This window comes from Pseudarthrobacter sp. C1 (genome assembly GCF_034720455.1).
Lineage (GTDB): Bacteria > Actinomycetota > Actinomycetes > Actinomycetales > Micrococcaceae > Arthrobacter.
The window spans coordinates 1-11,801 of sequence record NZ_JAYESK010000019.1 but is presented as its reverse complement, the minus strand read 5'-3'; the positions used below and the strand labels follow the sequence as shown (position 1 = coordinate 11,801).

Sequence of the window (11,801 nt, the reverse complement as noted above, 5' to 3'; positions counted from 1 at the left end):
TCACCGCCATCGCCTCCGCCCTCATGGTCGCAGGCTGGTACGCCTGCCGCACCCGCATCCGCGAAATCGCCGAAACCCGCGAAGGCTTTACCGGCCTCTCCCCCGTCATTGCCAACCGCACACCCATCAGATAACCGAACAATAAAGAAAGACCATGACAACGGAACCCGCAGCAGCAACCCTGACCGAACCGCGCGTCCCGCACGCCGCCGTCGAATCCTCCGCGCAGCACAAGCTGCAGGCAAACCCTGCGGAGAAGCCAGAACCAGCAACCAAATCCGCGGGCCATGTGATAGTTGATTCGCTGGCCGCGCACGGCGTGGAGCGCACCTATGTAGTGCCGGGCGAGAGCTTCCTCGACGTATTGGATGGCCTGCACGCATCGGATATTGCAACCGTCGTCTGCAGGCATGAGGGCGGCGCCGCCTACATGGCTGAAGCGGACGGCAAGATGAACCAGCGCCCCGGCGTGGCGATGGTGACCCGTGGTCCAGGCGCCGCCAACGCCCATGTTGGCCTGCACACCGCATGGCAGGACTCCACCCCCATGCTTCTGTTTGTGGGCCTGATCCCCTTCGCCCACCGGGACCGGGAGGCCTTCCAGGAGTTCGACATCAAGTCCTGGTTCGACACGGGCGCCAAGCGGGTGATGGTCCTCGACCACGCAGAACGGGCGTCCGAGATCGTGGCGGAAGCCATGTTTGCGGCCATGAGCGGCCGGCCCGGGCCCGTGGTGGTGGGGCTGCCCGAGGACGTCATCCGGCAGCAGATCGACCCTGCGCTGCATCCCGCCATTCCCGTGGCCTCCGGTGGCATGAGCAGCACGGATGCCATCGCCCTCCGGGCTGCACTGGCAGAATCGAGCAGGCCCCTGTTCGTCACCGGCGGCAACGACTGGACCCAGGCGGCGGCAGACCAGCTGACCGCCTGGCTGGAGCGGCACCATATCCCGGCAGCTGCGGAATGGCGGACACAGGGGACGGTGCCCTTCGATTCGCCCTCCTATGTTGGCCCTATTGGCTATGGCCGGCCCCGCCCCACCTACGATCTCCTGGAGGAAACCGACCTGCTGGTCTTTGTGGGGACGGTGCCGGGCGATGTTATTACGGACGGGTTTGTCTGCCGGCAGGACTGGAGCAAAAAGAACTTCCTGGTTACCGTGGATCCTTCGCTCCGCGGCCGGTCGGGCCCGGTCTCCCGGCAAATCCTGGCCAAGCCGGAAGCCTTCGTACGCGACCTCGCGGGCATCAGCCTGCCGGCCAAGGCGGAATGGAAAGCCTGGACCGGGCGGATGCGGACGGAGCAGCAAAGGTTCGCCGCCCTGCCCCCGGCCTCTCCGGCACCGGGCCGGGCGCGGATGGACACCCTGATGGCGAACCTGGTGCCACGGCTTACGGAGGATGCGATGGTGACCTTCGGCGCCGGCGAACACACCAACTGGGCCCACCGCTACTTCCCAACCCGCCGGTACGCCTCCATGATCAGCGCCCGCAACGGCTCGATGGGGTATTCCGTGCCTTCGGCCATCGCGGCCTCGCTGGCGGAACCGGCACGCCGGGTGGTCACCATTGCGGGCGACGGCGAGTTCCTGATGAACGGCCAGGAACTGGCGACGGCGGTCCAGTACGGTGCCACGCCGCTGGTGATCGTCATGGACAACCAGGAGTACGGGACCATCCGCACCCACCAGGAGCGGCACTATCCGTCGCGCGTCTCCGGCACGCAACTGAAGAATCCGGACTTCGGCCTGATGGCCAGGGCCTTCGGCGGTTTCGGGGTCACTGTTACCAGGGACAAGGACATCCCCGCCGCACTCGATGCAGCCCTTGCGGCCATCGAGGAGGACGGCGTCTTCGCGCTTATCCACCTCGTCGTCGAACAGCGCGTCAAGGCCTACTAAGCGCCGCCCCCGCCGGGCAACCAGGCTGACCTGGCGAGGCACTGGCACACAGCAGCGGACGACGGCGGGGGGGCCCCCCCGCCCCCACGAAGCGGATCGCGCAGGAGGCGGCCGCGTAGCTCCGCCGGCACGCCAACCCCCCCCGGCCGCCGCGGACGCCGGCGGCCCCCCCCCCCGGCGTCCGCTGCTGCCGTGGGGGCTTGGCTTGCCGGCGGAGCTACGCGGCCGCCTCCTGCGCGATCCGCTTCGTGGCTCCGGCGGGAACGCCGTCGCCATCCTGCCCGTACAGCCAGTCGTTGTACTGGAAATTGTTGTCCATCCGGCTCTTGAACAGCAGGTTGCGCAGGGTGCGCGCGAGGCCGGACACGTGCCATGACTCGCCCCAGACGCGGGCGGTGCGCTGCACCCGGGCGGTCCGGCCGGCGCGGACTTTGTTGAAGTCGCGGATGGCCTCGTCCCAGCCGTTGGGGTTGACGCCATCCGCCGTGAAGACGGTGCCAACGGACGCATCCTGAAGCGCGGCCGCGTCCTCCAATGCCTGGCACGCTCCTTGGGCGAGGTACTGGAGCATGGGGTGCGCGGCGTCGCCCATCAGGACCATGCGGCCGGCCACCCAGTTCTCGATCGGATCGCGGTCGTACATGGGCCAGCGGATGCCGGTGGCAAGGTTCTTCAGTGCCTCCTGGACCGCGGGAACGCAGTCCTTGTACGCAGCCTCGAGCTCGTCCACTCCCCCGTACTGCTCCTCGCCGCGCTCGAAGGACGGCGACTTGAAGACAGCAACGGTGTTGAGCAGCTCGCCTTTCCGCAGCGGGTACTGCACCAGGTGGCAGTCCGGCCCGAGGTACACGATGACGTCCTCGAGGTCTGCCTTGGGCGTGTTTTCAGTGATGGGCACGGTGCCGCGGTACGCCACGTAGGCGGAGGAGACGGGCTGGTCGTCTGCCACGAGCGGACGCAGCGTGGACCGCAGGCCATCGGCGCCGATTACGACGTCGGCCTCGAAGTCCACTCCGGCTGCGGTATGCGCCACGCCCCGGCCGCCCACGGTCTCAACACTCTCCACCGTGACGTCGTTGACGAGCTTGACGCCCGCTGCTTCACAGCCTTCCAGCAGGACCCGGTGCAGGTCGCTCCGGTGGATCACAACGTAGGGAGCGCCATAGCGTTCCTCGAATTCACCGTTGAGCGTCTGGCGGGTGAGCTCCTCGCCGGTGACGGCGTCTCGGAACACCAGGTGCTTGGGCTGCACGCCGATTTCCAGCGCCTTTTCGAGCAGGCCCCAGCGGCGGAGGATGCGGGAGGCGTTGGGTGCCATCTGCAGTCCGGCGCCCACCTCGCCGAACTCGGGGGCGCGCTCCACGAGGGTGACGCTGGCACCGTTCTCGCGCAGTGCGAGGGCGCCGGCCAGGCCGGCCATCCCCCCTCCAATCACCAGGACATCGGTGGACGTGGCGTGCTCAGACATTGCTTGCTCCTGTTGTTGGGCTTGAAGGGGAAGTTGGGAGTTTCGATTTGAGGTTGATGCCGACGGCGGTCAGCAGGACCGCAGCCACCGCGGCCGCACCGGCGAAGGCCAGGAAATTGGAGTTGACACCCAGTCCGGCCGCCAGCAGGAGGCCGCCCACCTGGGGAGCCACGACGGCGCCAATCCGGCCGGTGCCCAGCGCCCAGCCAAGCGCCGTCCCCCGCAAATGGGCTGGGTAGTGGCTGGCCACCGCGGCGATGATGAGGCACTGGGTGCCATGGGTTCCGACGCCGGCGAGTACCAGCATGAGGTAGACGACGGACACAGGCGGTCCGCTCAACAGCACCACAAGCGCGACGGCGGCGACGGCGGCAGCTGCGATCGCCGTCGGAATTGGTCCGAAGCGGGTACCGGCCCAGGCCGTGATCACGGAGCCGGCCACTGCACCGAGGTTGAGGGCCAGGGCAAACGTCAGGGCGGAGCCCAGGTTGTAGCCCGCAAGCTGCATGAGGTTGGGCAGCCAGGTGCCCAGCCCGTACCACGCGAAGAGGGTGGCGATGGTGGCAACGGCGAAGAGCATGCTGATCCCCAGGTAGGGTGCGCGGAGGAGCAAGGAGAAGCCGGAGGGTTCCTTGGCTGCGCCAAACCGGCGGGCAGCTTTTTCGGCCTTGCCTTTCGCGCTGTCCGTTGCGCCCACGGGTGCAAGCGTCTCGGGCAGGTACTTGAGCCCAAGCGGCACCACGACCACCAGGGCCAGCACAGCCACCAGGAACATGGACTGCCAGCCGAAGGCCGGAATGAGCTGGATGCCCACGAGGGCAGCGATGGAGCCGCCGATCGGGACGCCGGACATCATCAGGGTGGCCACGATGGAGCGCCACTTGGTGGGGACCAGTTCCGCCACCAGCGCATTGGCGGAGGGCACCAGGCCGCCAAGCCCGATGCCGGCCAGGAGGCGCAGGACCCCAAAGATCGCGGCGCTGGGGGCGAAGGCACAGAGAACAGTGAAGACGGAGAAAACGATGGCGCAGCCCAGGATGGTCCGGCGGCGGCCCCACGAATCTGCCATGCGGCCGGCGAAGATCGCGCCGATCATCATGCCCAGGAAGGCCATGGAGCCCACCGTCCCGGCGGTTGCCTTGGTCAGGCCCCAGCCGGTTTCGGAAATGAGGGAGGACTGGACAGTGCCGTAGACGATGAGGTCGTAGCCGTCGAAGACCACCAGCAGCCAGCAGACGAGGACTGCGGCTGCCGAGGCCTTGGAGAACCGGCCGTGCCCGTCATTGGACGTGGGGGCGGGATCCCCCGGCGAGAACCGGTGCGTCGCTGCAGCGGGAAGTGTGTGATTCATCCCACTACTGTCATGGCCACCGAAGATGAACCACAATACAATTCTGATGTGCAGAAAAAGCCCGTGCAGAAGCGCCCCACCTATTCCATCGAGGCGGTGGACAACGCGCTGCAGCTCCTCCAGCTCCTGCGCGACGGCGGTGCCCTCCGGCTGAAGGATGCGGCAGAGGAACTGGGAGTGGCCCCCTCCACGGCCCACCGGCTCCTGGCGATGCTGGTCTACCGCGGCTTCGCCGTGCAGGACGAAACCCGTCGCTATGTTCCGGGTCCCGCCATGGGCGTCGGCCCCGCCGGACTGAGCTGGACCAGGCTGCTGCGCTCGCTCGCACAGCCCCATATGGAACTGCTCGCCGCGCGGCTCAACGAGACCGTGAACCTCATGGTGCGGGTTGGCACCAAAGTCCGATTCCTGGCGACCGTGGAGGGGACCAACGTGCTGCGGGTAGGTGACCGGCAGGGGACGGTGATGCCTGCTGACAAGACGTCCGGCGGCAAGGCCATGCTGGCGGAACTGGAACCGCGTTTGCTGGACCAGCTCTTCCGCAGCAACAACGCCGAGATTGGCGGGGACACCATCCCCGACGAGGAATATCCGGGATTCCTGCGCGAGCTGGAGTCCATCCGCGGCAACGGTTTTGCAGCCAACTTTGAGGGGACTGAGGACGGTGTGAGCGCCCTGGGCATGGCGCTGCACAACCGGCACGGGCAGGTTGTGGGCGCCCTCAGCGTTGCCACACCCGCCACCCGCTTCCGCACGGTGTTCGACGCCGGGCTGGTACCGGCCCTGCGCGAATGCTGCAGGCAGCTGGAAATCGACATCGCGGCAAACCCGGCAGAGCCGGACTAAACACAGCCGGACTCGGTGCAGCCGGACTAAACCGAGCCAGACTAAGCCCCTAATTCTGAAGAGCAGAATATGCTGGGGGTCACACCACCTTCTTCCGTAGAGTCGAGCCACGCCAAAAAACTGTTCCGACCTACAAAGGAGGCCCACGTGTCCATCAGCGCCGAGAACACGACCCATGAATCAGTGGCCGCGGGGATCATGGTCCCGGAGCCCACACCGGAGGAGGCTGCCCAGCTGGAGCAGCTCTACCAGGACTTCGACAAAGAGAACCTGATCCCGCTGTGGACCGAGATCGGTGACCTGATGCCGATGGTCCCGTCCCCCAAGGCAGTGCCGCACGTGTGGCGGTGGAGCGACCTCTACCCGTTGGCCGCCCGTGCCGGTGACCTGGTGCCGGTGGGCCGCGGCGGGGAGCGCCGCGCAATTGCCCTGGCCAACCCGGGCCTTGGCGGAACCGCCTACGCCACGCCCACGCTCTGGGCCGCGATCCAGTACTTGGGCGGCCGCGAAACCGCACCGGAGCACCGCCACTCGCAGAACGCTTTCCGCTTCGTCGTCGAGGGCGAAGGCGTGTGGACCGTGGTGAACGGGGACCCGGTGCGGATGTCCCGCGGCGACTTCCTGCTCACCCCGGGCTGGAATTTCCACGGCCACCACAACGACACGGACGAGCCGATGGCCTGGATCGACGGCCTGGACATCCCGTTCGTGCATTACGCCGACGCCGGGTTCTTCGAGTTCGGCACCGAACGCGTCACGGACGAGGCCACCCCGGACATCTCCCGGTCCGAGCGCCTCTGGGCCCACCCCGGCCTTCGCCCGCTCTCGGGCCTGGAGGACACCACCAGCTCCCCCATCGCCGCCTACCGGTGGAAGTACACGGACGCGGCCCTGCGTGAGCAGTTGCTGCTGGAAGACGAGGGCCACCCGGCCACCGTCTCCCAGGGCCACGCCGCCGTCCGCTACACCAACCCCACCACAGGCGGGGACGTCATGCCCACCATCCGCGCCGAGTTCCACCGCCTCCGCGCCGGCGCCGCCACCGAGACCGTCCGCGAGGTCGGCTCGAGTGTCTGGCAGGTCTTCGAAGGCACCGGCTCCGTAGTCCTCAACGGCGAAACCCGGCAGCTGGCCAAGGGCGACCTCTTCGTGGTCCCGTCCTGGGCCGCCTGGTCATTGCAGGCCGAGAGTGAATTTGATCTGTTCCGCTTCAGCGACGCCCCCATCTTTGAGCGCCTGAACTTCAACCGCACCTATATCGAAGGACGCAGCAAGTAATGAAACTCCTCACCCTCCGCACTGCTGACAGCACAGGAACCAAGGGCACCGTGGCGGTCCGCCAGGACGGCGACACCCTCACCGAGATCTCCGGGTTCGCCGACGTCGGCGCCCTGCTGCAGGACCCCGCCTGGGAAACCACCGCCGCGGCGGCCAGCGGCGCAACGCACGCCCTCGACGGCGCGGACCTCGCCGCCGTCGTGCCCTCGCCGGGGAAGATCATCTGCGTGGGCCACAACTACCGCAACCACATCAAGGAAATGGGCCGGGAAGTGCCCGAATACCCCACCTTGTTCGCCAAGTACGCCGAGTCCCTGATCGGCCCCAACGACGACCTCGCCCTGCCGCAGGAATCGGACACCGTGGACTGGGAAGCCGAACTCGCCGTCGTCATCGGCAAGCAGGGCCGCCGAATCAGCGAGGCCGACGCCGCGGACCACATCGCCGGCTACGCGGTGCTGAACGACGTCAGCATGCGCGACTACCAGTTCCGCACCATCCAGTGGCTGCAGGGCAAGACCTGGGAGAAGTCCACCCCTTTCGGCCCGGCCCTGGTCACCAAGGACGAATTCACCCCCGGACCGCTGATGACCTCGGCCGTGGACGGCGACGTCCAGCAGTCCACCCCCACCTCGGACCTGGTGTTCACCCCCGAATTCCTGGTGTCCTACATCTCCACGATCATCACGCTGAACCCGGGCGATGTGATCGCCACCGGCACCCCCGGCGGTGTGGGCCACGCGCAGGACCCCAAGCGCTACCTGCAGGAGGGCCAGGTCCTGGTGACCACCATCGAGGGCCTGGGCCAGCTGAAGAACCGCGTGGTCAAGGAAGCCTGATGGTTGCCCGCCACGACCAGGCCACCGACCCTGCGCTCCTGGAGGCACTGCTCCAGGCGCGCCGGGGCACCGCGTTCTTCGCCCGCAAGCTCAACGAGCTTTCCGACGCAGAGCTCGACGGCGGCACCCTCCTCGCAGGCTGGACACGCCGCCATGTCGTGGCACACGTGGGCTACAACGCCCGCGCCATCGCACGGCTGATCGAATGGGCAGCCACCGGCGTCGAAACCCCGATGTATCCCTCACCGGAGGCCCGCAACCACGAGATCGATTTCGGGTCCACCCTGTCCCCGATCGCCCTGCGGCACCTCTTCGACCACTCAGCCGTGCACCTGAACATCGAATGGCGCGACCTGCCCGCTGACGCCTGGCACCACAAGGTCAAGACCGCCCAGGGCCGCATCGTCCCGGCGGAGGAAACCGTGTGGATGCGCACCCGCGAGGTCTGGATGCACGCCGTGGACCTGGACAACGGTGCCACTTTCAGCGACATCCCGGTCCCCGTCCTGGAACGCCTGCTCAGGGACATCACCGGCGCCTGGCACACCCGGGGCACCGACACCGGGCTCCTGGTCAAGGTGGACGGTACGGACCTGGCGTTCGGCGACGTGGGCGCCGCTGACCCGACGACCGTCACCGGGCCGCTGCCCGCCGTCGGCCAATGGGCTGCCGGCCGCGGCTCCCACGGGGTCACGGCCACCGGACCGGGCACCACAGAAGGCACCCCCGCCGCACCGAAGTGGATCTAGGCACCTCCACGCAGCAGGAAAAAGGAAAGCCCCTCATGGAGGGGCTTTCCTTTTTAGTGCGCCGGTCAGAGCCTTGTGTCGAAGGAACCGCAGAACACGTTGTCGTTGAACGTGCCCTGGAACGCGGACTTGCCCTGGATCTTTTCGATGGTGGCCCGGATGGCCTCGCGGGACCCTGCGTGGGCGTGGATCGCCGTCTTGACCATCGGCACATCGATCAGGTGGTTCGGCTGGTTGAGCGAAACAAACACCGTGGGAACCTCGGTGACGTACCACGGGATCTCCGCGGCCATCGGCGAGGACCACTTGATCCGGATCGCCGCTTCCTGCGCGAAGCCCTTGACGTTCGCGAACACAAAAGCGGCGTCGTACTTGTCCGCGTAGCCGCCGGTGGCTTCCTCGGAGATGATCGACATGAAGTTAACACCGGTCTCCCCCGCAGCCTCCCGCTGGTCCGCGGTTTTGAACAAGTGCACCTCGAAGCCGGCGGCCTGCAGCTCTTCCTTGACGGTGTCCAGGTAGGCCAGCGGATCGGCGCGGGTGAAATCCGCCCCGCCGGAGATCCCGTACAGCCGGATCCTCGGATGCGTCTGCGGCGTGATGGGCAGGTTGTGCGCAGTGTCCTTGACCAGGGTGACGGTCTTGTCCGCGATTTCCGCCGCAACAGCCCGGTGTTCCGCGCTGCCGATCACGGCCAGCGCCGCAGGAGGCGGAACCAGCTGGTCCGCCGGCTTGCGGTGCAGTCCCAAGGAAGCTTTCAGTCCAAGGATCCGGCGCAGCGCGTCGTGGAGGCGCTGTTCGGTGATGACGCCGGACTTGACGCCGTCCAGCATGTAGCCGAAGTCCTCCGCCGGATTGCGGAAGAAGAGGAACATGTCGCAGCCGGCGGCGATGGTGGCCGGCACCAGGTCCCGGCGCTTCATGGCCTGGGTGAGGCCCACCATCTGCGAGGCGTCGGTAAGGACCAGTCCGTTGAACCCGAGCTCACCGCGGAGCAGGTCCTGCAGCAGCTCCGGGGACAGCGTGGCCGGCAGGATGTCCGCGTCCGCCATGCCCGGCCGGAAATGCCGGGACAGCTCCGGGGCGCCGATGTGCCCCACCATGATGGACTGCACGCCGTGCCCGATCATCTCGCGGTACACCTGCCCGTAGGTCCGGTTCCACTCCTCGTAGCCAAATGTGTTGTTGGAGGTGACGACGTGCTGGTCGCGCTCGTCCACGCCGTCGCCCGGGAAGTGCTTCATGGCGCACACCGTCGGGGACTCGCTGATGCCGTCGAAGTATTCCTTCGCGCGCTCCACCACGATCTCGGGGGTGTTCCCGAAGGACCGGGTGGAGATCACCGTGTTCCGCCAGTTGTAGTGGATGTCCACGATCGGCGCGAACGCCCAGTTGCAGCCCAGCGCCGCGGTTTCCACCCCTGCCACCTGTCCCATTTGCCGGGCGATGGCCTTGTCCGGGTGGGAGCCGGCCTGCAGGTGCGTGGACACGAACGTGCCGTCGTCACAGCTTCCGGCTCCCCCCATTTCCGGGTTGGAGGCCACCAGCAAAGGGATGCGGGTCTTGGACTGCGCATACCGGATGTGCTCCTGCACTGCCGCGGACGGGCCCGGCCGGTACCGCATGCCGCCCACGTGGTAGTTCTCCAGGACGCCATCGAGGTACTCCGGGGAGTAGTCGTTGTTGTGGTTGATGAACAGCTGGCCGATTTTTTCCTCGAGGCTCATGCCGGCCAGGGTGGATTCCACCCAGGCGACGGCGTCGTCGTCGAGGTTGAACGGCGCGGCCTGGAGGTCGACGTCGAACTGCCGCGGCCGGGTGCCGGGGGCACCGGCACTGCCGGCAGCGCCGCCCGAGCCACCAGTTTTGGAGCGCGCGACGACGGCAATTCCGGCGAGTGCTTCCCGCACCACTTCGTCCACGCCGGCAGCGATGTCGACGACGACGCCTGCTTCGTCAGCCTGGAGCGGTTCCAGCGTGGCGAGCTGGGAGTCGAGGAGGGCCGGCGGCATGAAGTGGCCGGTGCGCCCTTCAGTCCGCGCCCTCAGGACCTCTTTGCTCCCGTGCAGGTGCAGGAAGACGGTATCCGGCGCCTGGGCCCGGATGGCGTCGCGGTAGCTGCGCCGGAGGGCGGAGCACGCCAGGACCATGCCGCCGTCGCCCGCGTTGGCCAGCTCGGTGCCCACCGTGGCGAGCCACGGCCAGCGGTCGTCATCCGTCAGGGGCGTGCCGGCCGCCATTTTGGCGACGTTCTCCACAGGGTGGAGGGAGTCGCCGTCGAGGAACGGCACGCCGAGTTCCCGGGCGACGAGGTCGCCAATGGTGGTCTTGCCGCAGCCGGACACCCCCATCACGATGATGCGGAGCTTGGTTTCGGGGTTGTACGTGGTCACCAGTCGTGGACCGTTCCGTCGATGAGGCGGTTGTAGGGCAGGTAGGCCTGCTGGTAGGGGTAGGCGGCTGCGGCTTCTTCANGATGATGCGGAGCTTGGTTTCGGGGTTGTACGTGGTCACCAGTCGTGGACCGTTCCGTCGATGAGGCGGTTGTAGGGCAGGTAGGCCTGCTGGTAGGGGTAGGCGGCTGCGGCTTCTTCATTGAACTCGACGCCGATGCCGGGCTTGTCCCCGGGGTGGAGGTAGCCGTCCACGAACGTCATGGACTGCTCGAACACCTCGTTGGTCTTGTCCGAATGCTGCATGTACTCCTGGATCCCGTAGTTATGGATCGCCAGGCCCACGTGCAGCTGCGCCGCGAAGCCCACCGGGGAAATGTCCGTGGGCCCGTGGAAACCGGACTTGATCTGGTACTGCGCGGCGAAATCCATCACCTTCTTCAACGGGGAGATCCCCCCGAAGTGCGTGGACGCGGCCCGGACGTAATCAATCAGCTGTTCCTTGATCAGGGTCTGGAAGTCATACACGGTATTGAAGATCTCCCCGATCGCCAACGGCGTGGTGGTGTGCTGCCGGACCAGCCGCAGGCCCTCCTGGTTCTCCGCCGGGGTGCAGTCCTCCAACCAGAACAGGTCATACGGCTCCAGCGCCTTGCCCAGCTTCGCCGCCTGGATCGGCGTCATCCGGTGATGCCCGTCATGCAGCAACGGGATCTCCGGACCGAACTCATTCCGCACCGCCTCAAACACCGTGGGCAGGTGCCGCAGATACGCACGGGTGTCCCAGTCCTCCTCCACCGGAAACGCACCCCGCCCGGCCGGCTCGTAGTCATACCGCTCCCCCGAAGCCTGCGCCTGCGCCGCCACCCCGTACACGGCCTTAATCCCGGGAACCGCCGTCTGGATCCGGATCGACTTGTACCCCAGCTCCAGATGCTCCCGCACCGAATCAAACAACGACGGCAAATCCGCGCCCG

9 protein-coding genes are annotated in these 11,801 nt (G+C 67.2%); 5 read left to right on the top strand and 4 right to left on the bottom strand.

Annotation, left to right across the window (positions count from 1 at the left end; translation table 11 throughout):
• The first annotated feature begins 154 nt into the window (after nucleotides 1–154).
• A complete protein-coding gene (locus U7114_RS19205) occupies nucleotides 155–1,900 on the top strand; it encodes a thiamine pyrophosphate-dependent enzyme (RefSeq protein ID WP_323058254.1) in 1,746 nt (581 codons plus the stop codon).
• A gap of 217 nt (nucleotides 1,901–2,117) precedes the next feature.
• Here the strand turns inward: U7114_RS19205 and U7114_RS19200 are convergent, their stop codons facing one another.
• On the bottom strand, nucleotides 2,118–3,368 hold the full coding sequence (locus U7114_RS19200; RefSeq protein ID WP_323058253.1) for an FAD-dependent oxidoreductase: 1,251 nt from the start codon (nucleotides 3,366–3,368) through the stop codon (nucleotides 2,118–2,120).
• Complete coding sequence (locus tag U7114_RS19195; protein WP_323058252.1) at nucleotides 3,361–4,719, bottom strand: aromatic acid/H+ symport family MFS transporter; 1,359 nt, start codon at nucleotides 4,717–4,719, stop codon at nucleotides 3,361–3,363. The genes U7114_RS19200 and U7114_RS19195 overlap by 8 nt, the downstream gene beginning before the upstream one ends.
• A gap of 12 nt (nucleotides 4,720–4,731) precedes the next feature.
• Here U7114_RS19195 and U7114_RS19190 point away from each other — a divergent pair, with 12 nt between their 5' ends.
• The 4 genes from U7114_RS19190 to U7114_RS19175 all read left to right on the top strand — a co-directional run bounded on the left by U7114_RS19190 (nucleotide 4,732) and on the right by U7114_RS19175 (nucleotide 8,431).
• On the top strand, nucleotides 4,732–5,565 hold the full coding sequence (locus U7114_RS19190; RefSeq protein WP_157239196.1) for an IclR family transcriptional regulator: 834 nt from the start codon (nucleotides 4,732–4,734) through the stop codon (nucleotides 5,563–5,565).
• A gap of 147 nt (nucleotides 5,566–5,712) precedes the next feature.
• Nucleotides 5,713–6,843 carry a cupin domain-containing protein gene (locus tag U7114_RS19185; protein ID WP_323058251.1) on the top strand — a complete coding sequence of 377 codons (1,131 nt, stop codon included), beginning with the start codon at nucleotides 5,713–5,715 and terminating at the stop codon, nucleotides 6,841–6,843.
• Complete coding sequence (locus tag U7114_RS19180) at nucleotides 6,843–7,682, top strand: fumarylacetoacetate hydrolase family protein (protein ID WP_323058250.1); 840 nt, start codon at nucleotides 6,843–6,845, stop codon at nucleotides 7,680–7,682. The genes U7114_RS19185 and U7114_RS19180 overlap by 1 nt, the downstream gene beginning before the upstream one ends.
• On the top strand, nucleotides 7,682–8,431 hold the full coding sequence (locus U7114_RS19175) for a maleylpyruvate isomerase family mycothiol-dependent enzyme (protein ID WP_323058249.1): 750 nt from the start codon (nucleotides 7,682–7,684) through the stop codon (nucleotides 8,429–8,431). The genes U7114_RS19180 and U7114_RS19175 overlap by 1 nt, the downstream gene beginning before the upstream one ends.
• A 65-nt stretch (nucleotides 8,432–8,496) precedes the next feature.
• Here U7114_RS19175 and U7114_RS19170 read toward each other — a convergent pair whose 3' ends face one another.
• On the bottom strand, nucleotides 8,497–10,782 hold the full coding sequence (locus U7114_RS19170; protein WP_323058255.1) for a gluconokinase, GntK/IdnK-type: 2,286 nt from the start codon (nucleotides 10,780–10,782) through the stop codon (nucleotides 8,497–8,499).
• A gap of 159 nt (nucleotides 10,783–10,941) precedes the next feature.
• On the bottom strand, nucleotides 10,942–11,801 hold an 860-nt coding region (locus U7114_RS19165; RefSeq protein ID WP_323058248.1), incomplete at its 5' end, for a D-galactonate dehydratase family protein.